We start from the raw sequence: 17,493 nt of genomic DNA on the forward strand, positions 1-17,493 counted from the left end.
GCATACCGATGAACCAGATCCGCCAGATGCCCGCAAAGAGCTGGGATGTGCTGCGGCACCCGCGCCCCCATGTGTTCGCCGCCCACGCACGCCATGTCTCCGATGGGAATATGGACGCGCCCGCCTACCTGGCCATCGCCATCATTATCCCGCTGGTCTTCTCGGCCATCCTGTATGGCCTGATCGACCCGCTGGGCATGCTGCGCGCGCTCATCCAGCAGATGTTTGCCTTCTATATCTTCACCGGCGTGATCTTCTTCTTCGCGCAGCAGCAGGGCGCGCTCGGCAGCTTTGCGGCCTTGGCCTACGGCTTTGCGCTGTTCTACGTGCCGATCGAGCTGCTGCAGTGGCTGCTAGCCATGCTGGGCGCGCTGCTGCCAGCGCCGTGGTGGGCCGGGCTGGCGATTGTGGTGGTGGCCTATCTGGCCAAGGCGTGGTTTGCCCAGGTGGCGGTGCGGGGGATCATGGGGGTGCGCCGCCCAGGCGAGGCGTGGGCGGCGGTGGGCGCAGGCCTAGTCACGATCATTATTCTCAGCTACGCGCTGCGGGGCGGCATCGTGGGGATCTAGCCAAGCCCATCGACGAAGAAATCGCTGAACGACGTGGTAAAACCCTTGCCCTGCGGCGAGGCGCACATCACGCCCACCTGCAGCGGCACCTGGGCGGGCATATAGGCCAGCCGCAGCATCACCCAGCGCGCCTTGTCCACCGTGTAGCTCATCTCGATCGCGTCGCCCCGACGCTGGATCTGGAACCACACCGTGGGCGGGTGCCCGGCGAGCGGCACCACCGACCAGTCGGAGAAGGTGTGGGTCACCACCGCGCTGGCCTGCTGCACGCCATCCACATACTCGATCCCGCACTTGATCCAGTGGTGCGGGTCTTGCCGCACCATCAGCCCAGCCTGATCATACTGGTACTGGTAGCTGCCGCGAATGCCCACACGGCAGCGGAAGTCGCCCTGGGCCATGTTGAACCCGAAATGCCCGCTATCGCGGATGAACCCGTAGTGCGTGGTGCGCCAGAAATCCGTCTTTGGCTCGGCGGTGATGTGAAGTGCGCTATCATGTATCGTCCATTTTGCGGGTTCATTGTACCATTCCATACCAGGCTCCTTCGCAAACAGCCATTGCGGTCGCTCGTACTACAATTTGTTTTTGTAGCATAACATATTCATGCAGGTTTGCCGAAACCCACCGCTGGGTCATAATAAACGAGGGCCGCAGCTACCGCGGCCCTCGCTTCGGACTAGGCCCGAACTCTCCCTACTTGCCGCCTGCGGTGGTCTCCTCGCGCGGGTCGGCTCCGGCGTAGATCTGGCCATCCTGGCCTAGCACCACGCCGCCCACCGCACCAAAGTCGTTGTCCCACTTCTCCGAGCGGGTCGCGTCGTAGCCCAGCGCCTTCATCTGCTCGCCCACTTGATCGTACAGGTCGGCCTCGATCCGCAGGCCGCCGGGGGTGAAGTTGTGCGGGGCAAAGGACGAGGGCGCGGTGGTGCTGTAGAAGCGCGGCGCGCTGATCGCCTGCTGGATATCCATCCCAAACACCGACATGTTGAGGAACACCTGCACCAGCGCCTGCGACTGGGTGTCGCCGCCGGGGGTGCTGTAGCCCATGGAGAACGCGCCGTCCTTGAATACGATCACGGCGTGCGGCGTGATGCGCGGGCGCTTGCCTGGCTCTAGCGCGTTTACGTGGGTCGGGTCGAGCCGGAACTGGTTCATGCGGTTACCCAGGTTGATGCCGGTGTTCGGCACCATGGGCGTCTTGGGGAAGTCCGAGGGTGTCATCACCACCGTGTTGCCCTGGCGGTCGCGCACCACCAGCTGGGTCGTGTCCTTGCCCACCTTGGCGTTGTTGGCGGTCAGCGCCGCACGCATGGGGTCTAGCCCCGCCAGGCGACCATCCTCGGGCACGCTGAGGCTGGCTGTGAAGCCGGGGATATCGCCGGGCTTGGGCAGCGTGCCAAACGCGTGCTCGCTCATCAGCGCGCGGCGCTGGGCGGCGTACGTGGGGCTGAGCAGCGTGTCCAGCGGCACCTTGGTGAAGGCCGGGTCGGCCACGTACCCGTCGCGGTCGGCCATGGCCAGCTCGATCGCCTGGGTGACCGCGTGGATGTACGCGGGGCTGTTATGGCCCATCTTTTTCAGGTCGATGCCCTCAAGGATGTGCAGCACCAGCGGCTCCATGATGCCCTGCGACCAGGTGCCGTTGCCGTAGAAGGTGTAGCCGCCCGCCACATCGGCCTTGATCGGTTGCTCCCAGCCACCGCTGTAGCTAGCCAAGTCCTCGGCGGTGATCAGGCCGTTCTGCTGCTGGTGCATCTGCACGATCTTCTGGGCGATCGGCCCTTGGTAGAAGTAGCTGCGCACCGCCTGCAGGCCCTGCCTGCGGTCGCCGCCTGCAGCCAACGCGTCCTGCTCGGCCTTGGCCAGCTCCTCGAAGGTGTTGGCCAGATCAGGCAGCTGGATGCGCTCGTGCAGGTTCATTGGTCGCCACCACTCGCTGTGGAAGTACACGCGGGCGTTCTCGGGCAGAATCAGCGAGAGCGCGACCTCCTCCAGCGGCGAGAGGTCAAAGTTTTTCACAAAGATCTTGTGCGCCGGGAAGCCCTCGCGGGCCACGGCGATCGCAGGGGCCGATACCTGGCCAAACGACATCGTGCCGCAGTCAGACAGCAGCGCGGTCAGCACGTCGGGCGAGGCGGGCACCAGCTGCGCCCAGATATCGAACTCGGGCACGGTCTTGAAGCCGCGCTGGCTGAATTTCTCGATCGTGGCCGCGGCGGGGGCCTTGCCCACCCCAATGTACGACTTCACCTCGCCGGTGGCAGCGCTGTAGTACATGGTCGGTGCCACGCTGGCGAAGGATGCCGCCTCGCCGTGGGTCACGTTCAGCGCCAGCAGCGCCGCCACCGCCGCATCGCACGCGGTGCCGCCCTGCTCAAGGATGCTGAGCGCCGCATCGGTAGCCCATGGCGTACCGGTGACAGCGGCGTATTCCTTCCCCACAAAAAGCTCGCGGGGCTGCCCTGTGCGATCAGTGTACTGCATGGGGTCACGCGGGCCCTTGGGCAGCAGCGTGTAGACGACGGCGAGGATGAGGATCAGCGCGACCAGACCAATGCCGATCCGCTGAAGCACACGAAGAAAGCGTCTCACAGGGATTTCTCCATCTAGGCGTTATAGGCTCTCCAGATTGTAACATTTCTTTCGTGTGCCAAGTTGTTTTTATATCGTATTATTTGTATACTAGGCGACACAAACTTTGTAGCTAGTGTGTAGGAGCTGAGAAACATCAATGCGTGCATTCTGGAACTGGGTGACGACGGTTCACCATTCTCAGGCTGATACCCGCCGACGTAGCGCTACGCTTATTGTTATCTGCTGTGCGCTTGTTGTTATCTGCTTTATCGCATTCTTCCTCTTCATGGTGTTCAACGCGAATAGTATCGGTCAGATTCTCAGTCTGTCGTTCGCCGCGCTCACCGCATCAGTGGTGTTTATTGCGCGAAAGGGCTACTTTGCGGTTGCTGCCGGAATGCTCTTTGCGATCCTTCTGGCTGTCCCAACGGTGCCGATCATCCAGGGCCAGGGCATCAACGCCGAGCCGATCTACTATCTGATGACCCCGCTGATCGCCGCGGTGATCCTGCGCCCGCGCTATATCTGGGCTATGACCGGCGTGACCATCGCGCTGATGTTTGTGGTGCTGACCAATATCCAGAAGAATCCGCTAGAAGATCGGCACGGGCAGGCGCTGGTGCGCAACGTGCTGATCGTGGCTGGTGTAGCGGCCCTGGCCGGCACCGTGAGCGCAAGAAATACGAGCAAGGCGCTCAATACCGCAGAAAGCTCGCGCGCCGAGCTAGAGCAGACCGCCCGCGAGCTAGAGCAGATCAACATCGACCTAGAGCAGCGCGTGTCCGAGCGCACCACCTTGCTGGCCAGCAACCTGCGCATAGCGCAGGAGCGCGAGGAAGAGCTGCGCAAGATCGTGGCCGAGAACGAGCAGCAGCGCATGATCATCCGCGAGATGAGCGTGCCGATCATCCCGATCTCCGAGACCACCTGCGTGATGCCGCTGATCGGGGCGCTCGACACTAGCCGGATCGCGCAGGTGCAGGAGCAGGCGCTGCGGGCCCTCCAGCACAGCCGCGCGCGCCGACTCATCCTCGATATCACTGGCGTGCCGGTAGTGGATACCCAGGTAGCCCAGGGGTTCATGAAGGTGGTGCAGGCCGCGCGGCTGCTGGGTGCCGAGGTGCTGCTGGTGGGCATCCGCCCCGAGGTGGCGCAATCGATCATCGGGCTGGGGGTGGATCTGCACGATATCCAGACCTACAGTGATCTCCAGCTGGCGCTGAGCCAGCAGCCGCTTGCGCAGCGGGTAGCTCGGGCATAGCTTGGCGGCCCGTGGCATAGCTTTTGCTTTATGGGGTGGCAGATATGTGATGATCGCGGCGGTCATCTGACCATGCTGGGAAGCATTGTCAACCTACAGAAAACTGCACGTCGCCCTCAAACGCGTTTGCGTTATCCCCTCCAGCAGCGGCCCGCTTGGCCGCTGCTGTTCTTCTTTTCTAGGGTAGTACGCCCGCCTTCTCGCGTAGGCAGTGCGCCGCCTGATCGCGGATGTAGGACTCGTAGGATAGGGGTGCGCTCCCCAGCGCGCGGATCGCCGCTTGGTGTTGCTCGGTCAGCCAGATAGGTTGGGCAAGCAGCGTGCGCCAGAGCTGAATCGCATGGCGCTGCTCGGCGTGGTACCTCGTCGGGTTGGTCGCGGCCAGCTCCCAGATGGCGGTGGCATACCACAGCTGGGCGTAGCTGTCGCCTTGGCTGGCCTGCGCCGTCAGCAGCGGTAGCGCCTCGGTGGCCTCGGCGTACCACAGGTGCTGCAGCGCCCCTAGGTCATCGCAGGAGAGCAGCGCGCACCAGTGCTCGATGAACTCGGCGCGCCATGCCTGCTCTTGCTCGCGGCTGACATGGTAGCTCTGGTAGGTCTCATATACCCCGTCGTGGGCCATAAAAAAGGCTCGGCAGTCGTAGCTGAAGAAGAGCTCTTTTGCCGCTTGTAGTGATGTACGCATAGCGTTCTTTATGGCCTCTCTCTACGCCATGCCGATGCGGCGATAAGCGGGATATCTTCCCAGCGTAGCACCAGCGCGCCGTTTTCGGTGGTGGCATAGGTACCCAAAGGGCTGGCGAGTGTTTTATTTACATAATATTCATGTGTGTGCAGCGACACCTGCTGGAAACCCTGGGCCTGCAGGCGGCGCACCCAGGCCCGCCAGCGCTCGTGGCGCTGCGTGCGATCTGCACCCTCGCAGGTGACCACGTTGTGGATCTCGTGTCCGAGCATTGCCTGCTCTATTCCCCAGCGCTCGGGCATCGAGGCAGGGAAGTAGCTCTGCAAGACCTCGAACATGCCCCGATAGTAGTACCACGATGCGCTGATGCGGGCGCTGAAGGGCAGCGCGTTGTGCTCCACATCCGGCTCAACCAAGGTCATGAGGCGTGGCCGCAGCCGCGCGATGTCGCGCAGCATGGTATCGCGCGGCTGGCGAGGTATCGATGCCGCATCGTCGGCGGCAATGTGGTGCAGGGCAAACGCCGCGTTGACGATCGGTGCTGGTCCTGCCAGCGCTTGCACGGTGGGCGCTGGCAGCTGGCCCTGTGCTGCATCGACCTCACGGTAGCTGAGATTTATGCCTAACTCTTCTGCGCATGACATAAGCGATCTGCGTATATCATCGCGACGATAGGGGGATGGGTACAGCCCGGGGATCGGGAGCCGCACCCCGATGATCTGTACGGACTGGGGCCTCAGCGGAGCATGGGCCAGTAGCTGCAAGAGGTGCACCCATTGCCATGGCCCATCGATACCAATGTCAACAATGCTCATGTCCTTGGCACCCATAAGCGCGCGTAGGATAGCCGCATTCGCGCTCGCATAGCCAAACAGCCGAAACGGTGCTATCTCCAGCCACGCTTGGGCCGCCCGGCTCGCCAGATCGTCGGAAAGCACGGGCAGGTGTGTTTCGGCGGTCGGCAGCATACGAGCAAGGAGGCTCCGGGCAAACAGATAGGCGAGCCGCTCCTCGGGGGTTGCCTGGGGGTGGGGTGGCGCGAGGAAGGGCTGGATGAGCACGTAGGCCGTGGCAGTATCGCCCTGCGCGAGTGCGTGTGCTGCATCTTGGATGTGAGCCTGAGCTTCGGTGCGCATAGGGTGTGCGGGTCTCTCTATCCAATCGGCCTGCTGTTCAAATCCGAAAGCCATGGTGTTCTACCCCTGATGGTCATACGGTTCGCCTCTCAGCTGAAAGAACGGGCAAGCGCTCCTTTCAAGGTCAGACTATTGGCCGATTGACGCGTAGCCTTGTTACCTACCTAACGATATCTGAGAGAAGGTTATTTATTACGTCTGATAAGCGTCATTATCAGACGCATAGAATCAGCGCTTTTTCCTGGGTTTATCCGCGTGGTAGAGATCATAGCACACCACAAGACTCTCTGCTCTCCTCCCTTTGGGGATCTCAGATTCGCTGCGTTCTCCAAAACACACAACGCAGCTCATTCATAGCCCCTGCGGGCTATTGACTCTTGGAACGCAACCGCCATCCCTGGCAGCAAACGTAAATCTATATTATGAAAAGTAGTAGTTATCGGGGTATATTTCTCAAAAATCCGTTTAAATCGCATTCTAGCGCCTTCCAGCTATTGACAGTCACGCCGTTGAACGATATAATTTTATCAGTTTCTCTGCTTGTTTACTTATAAACATGCGGCAAGTATGCCGCCAAGCTATGCCGCTCCACCAATGCCGCTGTTGGCACCCGCTGTGAGGCTCCCCCGCCTGCCCTCACAACCGACAGCCTACCATACGCACACATCACGTCTCGGGGGAAACGCCATGGCTCCATTCTAACAACCTCGTTCTACGTCTTCGGCGTAGACAGCCCATCCTCCTCTGATCGGCTATAGGGAGAATCGCACCATGTCATCATGCCCTTATCTCCCAATAGGCTCTATCGCACATCCCTAAGCACTACAGAGAGGCACCTGTACGATCCGTGTCCCACATCTACCTCTCATCCGACGGATCTCGTAGATCGATGCGCGCTGCGCCATGCAAAGGGAATGCGGTACATTGCTATGGAAGCAACATTCATCTCAACAACCTTTCCTGCCCATCCACCATCCTCGTCCGACACCTTCACCGATGCCAGCTACGAGCGCATGATGCGGCTTGCATCCGATTTCTTCCACACCCCAGTTGCTGCGATCACGCTATACCCGCACGGCCACCAGTGGCTGAATATCGCGCGTGGATTCGCGCCCATCCCCTTTCACGCCGCCTACGCATTTGGCATGCAGGCCGCGCGCGCCTCCGACACCATCATCGTGCCCGATCTGCGCAGCGACACGCGGTTCCAGAATCACCCGCTCCTGCGCTATGCCAGCCACCTGCGTTTCTATGCCGGCATGCCGCTGCGCGATGCCCAGGGCAAGGTGCTGGGCGGGCTATGGCTGGCCGATGATGCACCGCGCCACACACCGGCCACCGCGCTGACCCAGCTGCGGGCATTCAGCTCCTGGGTGCGCTCCGAGCTGCACCACCCGATCGAGCGCCTTGTGCCTCCCCCAACCCCCAAGTACATGAACCGGCAGCAGTTCCAGACGCTACAGACCATGTATGGCGTGGGCCTGATCGTACAGGATCGCGATGGCCAGATCTGTGCATGCGACCCCTACGCCGAATATATCCTGGGCCTCTCCGCCGATCAGATCCGGGGGCGCAAAGGCATCGACTTCTACTGGCAGTCCATCCACAGCGATGGCCGACCCTTCCCCGGCGAGACCCACCCGGCGTCGCGGGCGCTGCGCACCGGCATCCCACAATCCGACATCATGGGTGTCTACAAGCTGAATGGACGGATCACATGGATCGCCGTTCGCTCGCTGCCGCTCTGGCGCCCCGACGAGCTGCACCCCTATGCGGTGATCTCATCGCTGATCGACATCACCGAGCAGCAGACCCAGATGCATGTGCTTGAGCACGACCCAGGCTTCACCCACTCATGCGATCCCACCGCCAGCATCGTCGAGGAGATCCGCGCCGATGTGCAGCAGGCCCAGCAGGCCGAGATCTCGTTCTCGGTGGTGCAGTTCACCTTCCCCTCGCTGGCCCAGCAAGGCGAGACCGCCTGCTGCGCTATCCGCGAGCTGGCCGATCTGCTCAAGCCCAAGCTGCCATGCACCGATCTGGTAGTGGTAATGGACGACGCTCAGCTGATGATCGTGATGCCACAGACCGACGAAATCACCGCATACCGCCGCGCCGAGCAGGTGCGCCGCTTTTTGGCTGTCCCCCCCACCCCGCACCTGCCATGCCACACGTGGTTCGCGGTGACAACGATGCGGGGCAATGTGCAGTAGCGCCCCAAACACACAAGCGTGATGCAACCAACGCAGAGCGCGGTGGTGGCCTTTTGGCCACCACCGCGCTCTGCGTTGGTTGCATGTGCACATGTAAAAAGAATGTATAAACGCGTATATGCGATCGGCACCTTCAATGGTATACTTCCCCTTATTCTGTCACCGCCGAAGCTGCACAGGATGGATAGTATGGGCTACAAGGTATTCTTGGTAGAAGATGAGATAGTGACCCGCGAGGGCATACGCGACTCGGTTGCCTGGGATACGGCGGGGTACCAGTTCTGCGGCGAGGCCCCAGATGGCGAGTTGGCGCTGCCGCTCATCCGCGAGCATGAGCCGGATGTGGTGATCACTGACATCCGCATGCCTTTTATGGATGGCCTGCAGCTCAGCCGCCAGCTGCGCGAGATTCTGCCTAACACGAAGATCATCATCCTCAGCGGGCACGACGAGTTTAAGTATGCCCAGGAGGCCATCCAGATCGGCGTCACGGAATACCTGCTCAAGCCGCTGAGCGCCCAGCATCTGCTGGAGGTGCTGCAGAAAGTTGCCAACCAGATCGATCAAGAGCGGGCGGCAAGCGCGCAGATCGCGCTGCTTCGTACCGGCAGCACCCGCCAGGTTGCGGGGCCGACCCACCTGCAGCCTACGCTGATCAAGCCCGCCACCAGGGCAATCGAGCAGCTGCTGCGGTCCGGGGTGCGTGCCGATATCCCCCAGAGCATCCGGGCCTACCTACAGCCACTGGAGGGCGGCGGTGCGCATGGCCGTATGCAGATCGAGTATGTGCTCACCGATGCGATGCTGACGGTGGCCCACGTGCTACGCGATCTGGGGGTTGACCCCGATACGGCGGTGCCCGAGCTGCAGGCGCTGGCACCCCTGCTCAGCCAAGTGCACACCCTCGCCCAGGCCGCAGCTGCGATCGCATCCACGCTGGAGCGGGCCATGGACCACCGCGATCTGCACGCCCACCACCAGAACAACCTGGCCGAGCGCGCGCGCGCCTATATCCTTGCCCACTCTTCCGACCCCGACCTGTCGCTGAGCGAGGTAGCCACCCATGTGATGCTCAGCCCCAGCTACCTGAGCGCACTGTTTAGCAGCGCGGTCGGCCAGACCTTCATCGAGTTCCTCACCGGCGTGCGGGTCCGCCACGCGATCGAGCTGCTGCGCACAACATCACTTACGTCAAGTGAGATTGCAAACCGCGTTGGCTACCAGAACCCACGTTATTTTTTCTCGGTGTTCCGCAAGGTTACCGGCCAGTCGCCCACCACATTCCGGCGGGCGCGCTGATATCGCATCGATCGAGCTACAGAAAAGGCCAAGGTCATGAACCCGCTGCCGCTCAGCGCACCGAATCAGTCGGCGTGGAACCCGCTGCGCAACTTCAACGCGACGGTGCGCTTCCGCATCCTGTTTGCGCTCTTTATCGTGGTGGTGCTGATGACGGTACCCTATATCTTCCTGATCGCCCCAGCGCTGCAGTACAAGTATCAGTACGATACCATCATTCAAAACATCACCCTGGCTAATAGCATCAACAGCACCACAAAGAAGCAGATCGATGATGTGATGTGGGAGATCGTCGCTGGCAAGAAAAGCTTCGCAAGCGGCGAGCAGTACGCCATCCTCGAAGCCACCGAGGCGCGCGTGCGCCAGATGGCGGCCAACACCACATCGCAGCGCGGCCTTGTCAAGCTCAGCGTGGTGCAGCGCACGCTCGCCACCCTGCGCAATCAGATCGATGAGATCGGACACGAGATCGCAGAAGGCAAGAGCTTCGATAGCAATGTTATCCTGCTTGAGCATATGCGCACCGTCACCCAGCTGGTGGAGGATGATGTACAGGACTACGCGCTCTTTGAGGTCGAGCGCACCCAGGTCGAGTACGCCGAGATGCAGGCTGGCCTCACCCGCTGGGCTATCGGCGGGACCGTGATGATGCTGACCGCCGTCGCGTTCTCGATCGTCTCGGCGTGGGGCATATCGCGCACGATCTACGCCCCGCTCAAGCGGCTGCACGACGCCACCACCACGATCGCGCGCCACGACCTGGAGGTGCTGGCCACATCGGAGAACACCGACGAGATCACCGAGCTGGTCGGCAGCTTTAATGCGATGGTGCGCCGCATCCGCGAGCTGCTGGCCGCCAAGGTGCAGGAGCAGGAGAACCTGAAGAAGGCCGAGCTGCGCGCCCTGCAGGCCCAGATCAACCCGCACTTTCTCTACAACACGCTCGACACGATCATCTGGATGGCCGAGAGCAATCGCACCCGCCAGGTGGTGGATCTTGTGTCGGCCCTATCGCGCTTTTTCCGTATCACGCTGAGCAAGGGCCGCGACTGGATCACCGTGCGCGACGAGATCGAGCATGTGTCGAGCTACCTTGCCATCCAGAAAATGCGCTACCGCGATATTCTCGACTACACGATCGATGTCGAGGCCGACATCCTCGACACCCAGATGCTCAAGCTCACCCTGCAGCCGCTGGTGGAAAACGCACTGTACCACGGGATCAAGAACAAGCGCAGCGGCGGCAGGATCACCGTGCGCGGCAGGCGGGTGGGCCAGGATGTGCGGCTGGATGTGGAGGACAATGGTATCGGCATGCGCGCCGACCTCGTGTCGCAGCTGGGCGCGATGCTTGCCCGCACCGACCACCCCCACAGCGAGAGCGGCTACGGCCTGAATAACGTGAATCAGCGGATCAAGCTGTTCTATGGCCAGCAGTATGGCCTGACCATCGTTAGCGCGCACCAGATCGGCACACAGGTGTCAATTCTTCTGCCCACAAACAAAGTTGTTGAGCCAACAAATACCATAAAAGAGTAGACATCTATCTAAAAAAAGAGCATTGTTTTCTCAACATTCTATGCTAGTATAGCTGTACGCCATTGCAATGGGTCGAATCAGTATGTCCGATAGGCACCAATAAAACGGGTGTTGCTAGGCTCCCGGCCAGAGTCTAGCTTTGTCGTTCTATGGTGGCCCCCGCTTGCCTGCCGCTCGTGTCTTGATAGTATGCCAAAGGAGGCAGACTACGATGAAGGTACAGACGCTTGCTCGGTTCGCACTCACCACCCTCACGGTCGGCATGCTCGCCGCGTGTGGCTCCTCAACCCCCACCACATCTGCGCCCGCCGGCGCGACCAGCGCAGGTGGCACCACCGCTGGCGCGAAGAAAGACTACAAGCAGCTCGTTGTTGGCTTCGCCCAGATCGGGGCCGAGAGCGAGTGGCGCACGGCCAACACCCAGTCGATCCAAGATAGCGCCAAGCAGCTTGGGGTCGAGCTGAAGTTCTCGGACGCCCAGCAGAAGCAGGAAAATCAGATCAAGGCCATCCGCTCGTTTATCGCGCAGAAGGTTGATGTGATCGGCGTCTCCCCCGTGGTTGAGACCGGCTGGGAGACCGTGTTTAAAGAGGCCAAGGATGCGGGCATCCCGATCATCCTGGTCGACCGCCACGCCACCGTGCCCGACGACATGTTCTCCGCCTTCATCGGCTCGGATTTCAAGGCCGAGGGCGAGAAGGCCTGCGCCGAGATGGGCAAGCTGCTGAACAACAAGGGCAACATCGTCGAGCTGGAAGGCACTGTCGGCTCGGCCCCCGCCATCGACCGCAAGACCGGGTTCCACGAATGCCTCGCGAAGACACCTGATATGAAGGTGCTGGCCTCACAGTCGGGCGATTTCACCCGCGCCAAGGGCAAGGAGGTTATGCAGGCCTTCCTGAAGACCTACAACGGCCAGATCAACGCGCTGTACTCGCACAACGATGACATGGCGCTGGGCGCCATCCAGGCTATCGAGGAGGCCGGGCTCAAGCCAGGTGTCGACATCAAGATCGTCTCGGTGGACGCCGTGCGCGGCGCGTTCGAGGCCATGGTGGCCGGTAAGCTGAATGTGACCGTGGAGTGCAACCCGCTGCTCGGGCCGCAGTTCTTCGAGACCGCGCTGAAGATCGCCAACGGCGAGCCGGTGGAGAAGTGGGTGAAATCGAACGAGGGAGTGTTCCGCCAGGATACCGCCGCCACCGACCTGCCGAACCGCAAGTACTAGCCCTGTCGAGTGTCGCGAGGGCGCAGGCCTGATGCCTGCGCCCTCCTGCGAAGGAATGCTATGGCTGACCAACACCCCCTGCTTGAGACACGCGACATCGCCAAGCAGTTCCCGGGAGTCACCGCGCTTGCCGGGGTCGATTTCCGCCTGCGACATGGCGAGATCCACGCGCTGATGGGCGAGAATGGCGCGGGAAAATCTACCCTGATCAAGATCCTCACCGGCGTTGAGCATGCCGATGGGGGCTCAATGCTGCTGGACGGCGCGCCGTACGCGCCGCATAGCCCACACCACGCGCAGCAGCTGGGCATCAGCACCGTCTACCAAGAGGTGAACCTGTGCGGCAACCTCTCGGTGGCGGAGAATATTTTTATCGGTCGCCTGCCGCGCCGTCTTGGCATCATCGACTGGAAGAGCGTACACGAGCGCTCGGCGCAGGCGCTGCGGCGGCTTGAGATCGATATCGATGTGCGCAAGCCACTGGGCAGCTACTCGGTCGCCATCCAGCAGATGGTCGCCATCGCACGGGCCATCGATGTATCGGCCAAGGTGCTGATCCTCGACGAGCCAACCTCGTCGCTGGATGCCCGCGAGGTGGCCCAGCTGTTCGCGGTGATGAAGCGGCTGCGTGAGCAGGGCCTAGGCATCATCTTCATCACCCACTTCCTCGACCAGGTGTACGAGGTCAGCGACCAGATCACCGTCTTGCGCCAGGGCAATCTTGTCGGCAGCTACGCCGTGGGAGCGCTTTCGCGGCTCGAACTAGTGAGCAAGATGATCGGCCACGACCTTGAGACGCTTGACCGCCTTGAGCAGCAAAAAGCCGAGCGCGCAAGCGGCGAAGATGCGCCAGTGATGCTGGACATGCGAGGCGTGGGCAGGCAAGGAACACTTCAGCCGATCGACCTGCAGGTGCGGGCCGGCGAGGTGGTGGGGCTGGCCGGGCTGCTTGGCTCGGGCCGCACCGAGGCCGCGCGCCTGATGTTTGGGGTCGATCAGGCCGACAGCGGGTCGCTCAGCGTGGGAGGCAGGGCCTTCGACCGCCGCAGCCCCGCGCGTGCCGTGCACCACGGCATCGGGCTGTGCCCCGAGAACCGCCGCGCCGATGGGATCGTGCCAGACCTAACCGTGCGCGAGAACATCATTTTGGCGCTGCAGGCCAGCCGTGGCTGGGTGCGGCGGCTCAGCACCGCCGAGCAGCAGGAGCTAGCCGACCGCTTCATCCGCGTGCTGGGGATCAAGACACCCGACGCCGAGCGGCCCATACGCACGCTGAGCGGCGGTAATCAGCAGAAGGTGATCCTGGCGCGCTGGCTGGCCACCAACCCGCAGGTGCTCATCCTCGATGAGCCGACGCGCGGCGTCGACATCGGCGCAAAGGCCGAGATCCAGAAGCTGGTGCTGCAACTGGCAAGCGACGGCAAGGCCGTGGTCTTCATCTCCTCCGAGCTAGATGAGGTGATCCGCTGCAGCCACACCATCGCGGTGATGCGCGACCGAAGCAAAGTCGCCGAGCTACGCGGTGCAATTGATGAGGCTCAGGTGCTCCATGCGATCGCAGAAAGGCCAGAGGATGGCGACGATATCGCTTAAACCGAAAAGCTCTTCCAGCAGCCTGGCGTGGGCAGGGCTTGCCCTGCTGCTGATCATGGTATTCAACCTAATCTTTACGCCAGGCTTCTTCTCGCTGCAGATCCGCGACGGGCATCTGTTCGGCAGCGTGATCGACATCCTAACCTTCGGCGCACCCTATATGGTGCTGGCAATCGGCATGACCCTAGTGGTGGCTACTGGCGGCGTCGACCTGTCGGTCGGCCCGGTGGCCGCGATCGCGGCGGCGGTGGTGACATCGCTGATCGGCAGGGCCACCGACTATAGCGCCATGCCGCTACCGATGGCGGTGCTGATCGCGCTGGGCATTGCGGCGCTCTGCGGCCTGTGGAACGGCGTGCTGATCGCCTACCTGGGTATCCAGCCGATCATCGCCACGCTCATCCTGATGGTGGCCGGGCGCGGCATTGCCCAGCTAATCACCAAAGGCCAGATCATCACGGTGTACTACGAGCCGTTCCACTTCATCGGCGGCGGCTTTCTGGTGCTGCCGTTCTCGCTGTTTATTGTGGCGGGCGTAGCGCTGCTGGCCAGCCTGCTGGTGCGGCGCACCGCGCTGGGCCTGTTCATCGAGGCGATCGGCAACAACGCCAGCGCCAGCTTCTACAGCGGCGTAGCCGAGAAGAACATCAAGCTGATGGTCTACACCATCAGCGGGCTGTGCGCGGGGATCGCGGGCGTGATCATTAGCTCGAACGTGCGCAGCGCCGATGCCAACAACGCCGGGCTATGGTATGAGCTGGATGCCATCCTATCGGTGGTGATCGGCGGTACGCCGCTGACCGGCGGGCGCTTCTCGCTGCTGGGCAGCCTGCTGGGCGCGCTGATCATCCAGAGCCTGACGACCACGATCTACTCGTTTGGCGTCGCGCCCGAGGTCACGCTGGTGGTGAAGGCGGTGGTGGTGTGCGTGGTTAGCCTGCTGCAGTCCGAGCAGTTTCGCCAGATGGTGCGGCTGGGCCGCGCGTAGGGAGAAGCCCCATGATATTCTCTGGAATACGGCGGGGCAGCCCCGCCCTCGCGCGCCTGGTGAACCCGCGCTACCTTCCGGTGGCAGTAACCATCGGCCTGTTTTTGCTGGCGTACATCGTGGCGGGCGCTCGCTACACCGGCATCGCCACCGTTCAGGTGCTCTGTAACCTGCTGATCGATAATGCCTTTATCATCGTCAGCGCGGTGGGCATGACCTTTGTGATCCTCTCGGGTGGCATCGATCTGTCGGTGGCGGCGGTGATCGCCTTCACCTCGATGCTCTCCGCCGCGCTGCTGGAGCGAGCCTCGCTCAGCCCTGCGATCGTGATCCCGATCGTGCTGATGGTGGGCACGACGCTGGGCGCTGGCATGGGCGCGCTGATCCAGTACTTCAAGATCCCGCCATTCGTGGCCACGCTGGCCGGCATGTTCTTGGCGCGCGGGGCCTGCTTTCTGATCAGCATCGAGGCCATCCCGATCACCAACCCGTGGTACGCCAGCGTGGCCCAGTTCCAGGTGCCGGTGCCGGGCGGCTTTGTGTCGCCCAATGTGGTGGTGGCGCTGGTGGTGCTGGCGGTGGGCATGGTCATCCTTCACTACACCAGCTTCGGGCGCACGGTCTACGCGATCGGCGGCAACGAGCAGTCGGCCCTGCTGATGGGCCTGCCGGTGGCGCGCACCAAGGTGCTGATCTACGCGCTGAACGGCTTCTGCTCGGCACTGGCGGGCGTGGTCTACACGCTGTATGTGCTCTCGGGCTACGGGCTATACGCCAACGGCTATGAGCTGGACATCATCTCGGCAGTGGTGATCGGTGGTACGCCGCTGATCGGCGGCTCGGGCTTCCTGCTAGGCACCTTCTTCGGCGTACTGATCCAGGGTCTGATCCAGGTGGTGATCACCTTCGACGGCACGCTCAACTCGTGGTGGACCCGCATTGTGGTGGGCATGCTCACGCTGTTCTTCATTGTGATGCAGCGCTGGCTGCACGCCCAGGGCCAGAAGGTGGAGTAGCGGGCTTTTATCTTAGCCTAGCAAGAAACCGCGCCCCGCCAGCACACGCCACGCGGGGCGCGGCTGCGTTATTGACATGCCGACGGCGCTATGCTACGCTGGCGGCCAGCGCAACAGGAGGCACGACCATGGATCGGGCGGACTACACCAGCGTCGATGAGTACATCGCCTCGTTCCCCGAGGATATCCAGCTGCGACTGCAGCAGATCCGTGAGACCATCCGCGCGGCAGTGCCCGACGCGGTGGAGAAGATCAGCTACCAGATGCCGACCTTCGTGCTAAACCGCAACCTAGTATACTTCGCCGCATTCACGCGGCACATCGGCTTCTACCCCACTGCTAGCGGCATCCAGGCCTTCGCCGATGAGCTGGCTGCCTTCCCGCTGGCCAAGGGCACAGTGCGCCTGCCGCTCGACCGCGAGCTGCCGCTCGACCTCATCCGCCGCATCGCAGTGTTTCGCGCCGAGGAAGACCGCCAGCTGGCCGCTCAGCGCGCCGCCCGATGAGCCAGCCGCGCCAGTGGAGCCGCGCGGTCTACGAGCCAGATCTGCGGCTCGAATCGCTGCAGGCCAACTTCACCACCCACACCTTCGCCCGCCACTGGCACACCCACTATGTGATCGGCATGGTCGAGGACGGCGTGCAGTCGTTCTGGTGCCGCCGCGACACCTACACCACCCCGCGCGGCGGCCTCATCCTGCTGAACCCTGGCGAGGCTCACACCGGCGAGGCCGCGCGCAGCGGCGGGGGCTTCGCCTACCGCGCGCTCTACCCCACGGCTGCACACATGGCCAGCGCCATGGCCGAGTTTGGCCGCCCCGACGCCGCGCCCGAGTTCACCAAGGTGCGGGTAGATGATGTGGGCATGGCCGAGATCGTGGGGCGGCTCCACATGGCGCTGGATGCATCGGCCTCGCTGCTGGAGCGGCAGAGCCGCTGGCTGGGCCTGCTGGTGGCGCTGGTGCGGCGCTTCGGGGCCGCGCCGCTGCGCCTGCCGCGCGCGGGCGACGAGCCGCTAGCCATAGCGCGCGCCCGTGCCATACTGGAGGAGCGCTACGACCAGCGGCTCACCCTGCCCGAGATCGCGGCCCAGGTGGGCCTTAGCCCCTACCACCTGCTGCGGGTGTTCGCCCGCGCCACCGACCTTTCGCCCCACGCCTACCTTGAGAGCATCCGCATCCGCCACGCCCAGCGCCTGATCGCCCAGGGCCACGACCTAGCGTCCATCGCCTACGCGGTCGGCTTTAGCAACCAGAGCCATTTCACCAGCCGCTTCCGCCGTGTGGTGGGCATCACGCCGGGTCGCTACCAGCTGTCGCGGCGTAAAACCGCAAGATCGTGATAGACCCACCGCCGCAGGGCGGGCTAAGCTAGATGGCGTATCCGCCG

15 protein-coding genes are annotated in these 17,493 nt (G+C 62.6%); 11 read left to right on the forward strand and 4 right to left on the reverse strand.

Annotation, left to right across the window (positions count from 1 at the left end; genetic code table 11):
- Positions 1-8: 8 nt before the first annotated feature.
- Positions 9-569 (forward strand): hypothetical protein, encoded by a 561-nt coding sequence (locus tag F8S13_00380; protein ID KAB8145579.1) that lies wholly within the window; start codon positions 9-11, stop codon positions 567-569.
- Here F8S13_00380 and F8S13_00385 read toward each other — a convergent pair.
- Positions 566-1,105: a DUF1349 domain-containing protein gene (locus F8S13_00385; protein ID KAB8145580.1), complete on the reverse strand. Its 540-nt coding sequence runs from the start codon at positions 1,103-1,105 to the stop codon at positions 566-568. The two genes, F8S13_00380 and F8S13_00385, sit on opposite strands and share 4 nt — an antisense overlap.
- Positions 1,106-1,265: 160 nt before the next feature.
- Entirely contained in the window at positions 1,266-3,164 is a 1,899-nt protein-coding gene (locus F8S13_00390) for a gamma-glutamyltransferase family protein (protein KAB8145581.1), read from the reverse strand.
- A 139-nt stretch (positions 3,165-3,303) separates the two neighbouring features.
- Between F8S13_00390 and F8S13_00395 the strand changes: the two genes are divergently transcribed.
- Entirely contained in the window at positions 3,304-4,407 is a 1,104-nt protein-coding gene (locus tag F8S13_00395; protein ID KAB8145582.1) for an STAS domain-containing protein, read from the forward strand.
- A gap of 178 nt (positions 4,408-4,585) precedes the next feature.
- Here the strand turns inward: F8S13_00395 and F8S13_00400 are convergent, their stop codons facing one another.
- The gene (locus F8S13_00400) at positions 4,586-5,092 is read right to left on the reverse strand and encodes a hypothetical protein (GenBank protein KAB8145583.1); all 507 of its coding nucleotides are present in this window, start codon (positions 5,090-5,092) and stop codon (positions 4,586-4,588) included.
- Between the two features lie 8 nt (positions 5,093-5,100).
- On the reverse strand, positions 5,101-6,282 hold the full coding sequence (locus F8S13_00405) for a GRAS family protein (protein ID KAB8145584.1): 1,182 nt from the start codon (positions 6,280-6,282) through the stop codon (positions 5,101-5,103).
- Between the two features lie 725 nt (positions 6,283-7,007).
- Here F8S13_00405 and F8S13_00410 point away from each other — a divergent pair.
- From F8S13_00410 to F8S13_00450, 9 genes are all read left to right on the forward strand, one after another.
- Positions 7,008-8,441: a GAF domain-containing protein gene (locus F8S13_00410; protein ID KAB8145585.1), complete on the forward strand. Its 1,434-nt coding sequence runs from the start codon at positions 7,008-7,010 to the stop codon at positions 8,439-8,441.
- Positions 8,442-8,462: 21 nt separating this feature from the next.
- Complete coding sequence (locus F8S13_00415; protein ID KAB8145586.1) at positions 8,463-9,740, forward strand: response regulator; 1,278 nt, start codon at positions 8,463-8,465, stop codon at positions 9,738-9,740.
- Positions 9,741-9,776: 36 nt separating this feature from the next.
- Complete coding sequence (locus F8S13_00420; protein ID KAB8145587.1) at positions 9,777-11,279, forward strand: sensor histidine kinase; 1,503 nt, start codon at positions 9,777-9,779, stop codon at positions 11,277-11,279.
- Positions 11,280-11,541: 262 nt separating this feature from the next.
- Positions 11,542-12,507, forward strand: coding sequence for an ABC transporter substrate-binding protein (locus F8S13_00425; protein KAB8146067.1), 966 nt, complete (start codon positions 11,542-11,544; stop codon positions 12,505-12,507).
- Between the two features lie 60 nt (positions 12,508-12,567).
- On the forward strand, positions 12,568-14,100 hold the full coding sequence (locus tag F8S13_00430; GenBank protein KAB8145588.1) for a sugar ABC transporter ATP-binding protein: 1,533 nt from the start codon (positions 12,568-12,570) through the stop codon (positions 14,098-14,100).
- A complete protein-coding gene (locus tag F8S13_00435; GenBank protein ID KAB8145589.1) occupies positions 14,057-15,088 on the forward strand; it encodes an ABC transporter permease in 1,032 nt (343 codons plus the stop codon). The genes F8S13_00430 and F8S13_00435 overlap by 44 nt, the downstream gene beginning before the upstream one ends.
- A gap of 11 nt (positions 15,089-15,099) precedes the next feature.
- A complete protein-coding gene (yjfF, locus tag F8S13_00440; GenBank protein KAB8145590.1) occupies positions 15,100-16,104 on the forward strand; it encodes a sugar ABC transporter permease YjfF in 1,005 nt (334 codons plus the stop codon).
- Between the two features lie 128 nt (positions 16,105-16,232).
- Positions 16,233-16,610 carry a hypothetical protein gene (locus tag F8S13_00445; protein ID KAB8145591.1) on the forward strand — a complete coding sequence of 126 codons (378 nt, stop codon included), beginning with the start codon at positions 16,233-16,235 and terminating at the stop codon, positions 16,608-16,610.
- Positions 16,607-17,446 carry an AraC family transcriptional regulator gene (locus F8S13_00450; GenBank protein KAB8145592.1) on the forward strand — a complete coding sequence of 280 codons (840 nt, stop codon included), beginning with the start codon at positions 16,607-16,609 and terminating at the stop codon, positions 17,444-17,446. The genes F8S13_00445 and F8S13_00450 overlap by 4 nt, the downstream gene beginning before the upstream one ends.
- The last annotated feature ends 47 nt before the right edge of the window (positions 17,447-17,493 follow it).

It is taken from the genome of Chloroflexia bacterium SDU3-3 (genome assembly GCA_009268125.1).
GTDB lineage: Bacteria > Chloroflexota > Chloroflexia > Chloroflexales > Roseiflexaceae > SDU3-3.

Excerpts from the sequence above, each read along its gene's own strand:
- F8S13_00380 (KAB8145579.1), top strand. The coding sequence starts at position 9 with ATGAACCAGATCCGCCAGATGCCCGCAAAGAGCTGGGATGTGCTGCGG.
- F8S13_00385 (KAB8145580.1), bottom strand. The coding sequence starts at position 1,105 with ATGGAATGGTACAATGAACCCGCAAAATGGACGATACATGATAGCGCA.
- F8S13_00395 (KAB8145582.1), top strand. The coding sequence starts at position 3,304 with ATGCGTGCATTCTGGAACTGGGTGACGACGGTTCACCATTCTCAGGCT.
- F8S13_00400 (KAB8145583.1), bottom strand. The coding sequence starts at position 5,092 with ATGCGTACATCACTACAAGCGGCAAAAGAGCTCTTCTTCAGCTACGAC.
- F8S13_00405 (KAB8145584.1), bottom strand. The coding sequence starts at position 6,282 with ATGGCTTTCGGATTTGAACAGCAGGCCGATTGGATAGAGAGACCCGCA.
- F8S13_00410 (KAB8145585.1), top strand. The coding sequence starts at position 7,008 with ATGCCCTTATCTCCCAATAGGCTCTATCGCACATCCCTAAGCACTACA.
- F8S13_00415 (KAB8145586.1), top strand. The coding sequence starts at position 8,463 with ATGCAACCAACGCAGAGCGCGGTGGTGGCCTTTTGGCCACCACCGCGC.
- F8S13_00420 (KAB8145587.1), top strand. The coding sequence starts at position 9,777 with ATGAACCCGCTGCCGCTCAGCGCACCGAATCAGTCGGCGTGGAACCCG.
- F8S13_00425 (KAB8146067.1), top strand. The coding sequence starts at position 11,542 with ATGCTCGCCGCGTGTGGCTCCTCAACCCCCACCACATCTGCGCCCGCC.
- F8S13_00430 (KAB8145588.1), top strand. The coding sequence starts at position 12,568 with ATGGCTGACCAACACCCCCTGCTTGAGACACGCGACATCGCCAAGCAG.
- F8S13_00435 (KAB8145589.1), top strand. The coding sequence starts at position 14,057 with ATGCGATCGCAGAAAGGCCAGAGGATGGCGACGATATCGCTTAAACCG.
- yjfF (KAB8145590.1), top strand. The coding sequence starts at position 15,100 with ATGATATTCTCTGGAATACGGCGGGGCAGCCCCGCCCTCGCGCGCCTG.
- F8S13_00445 (KAB8145591.1), top strand. The coding sequence starts at position 16,233 with ATGGATCGGGCGGACTACACCAGCGTCGATGAGTACATCGCCTCGTTC.
- F8S13_00450 (KAB8145592.1), top strand. The coding sequence starts at position 16,607 with ATGAGCCAGCCGCGCCAGTGGAGCCGCGCGGTCTACGAGCCAGATCTG.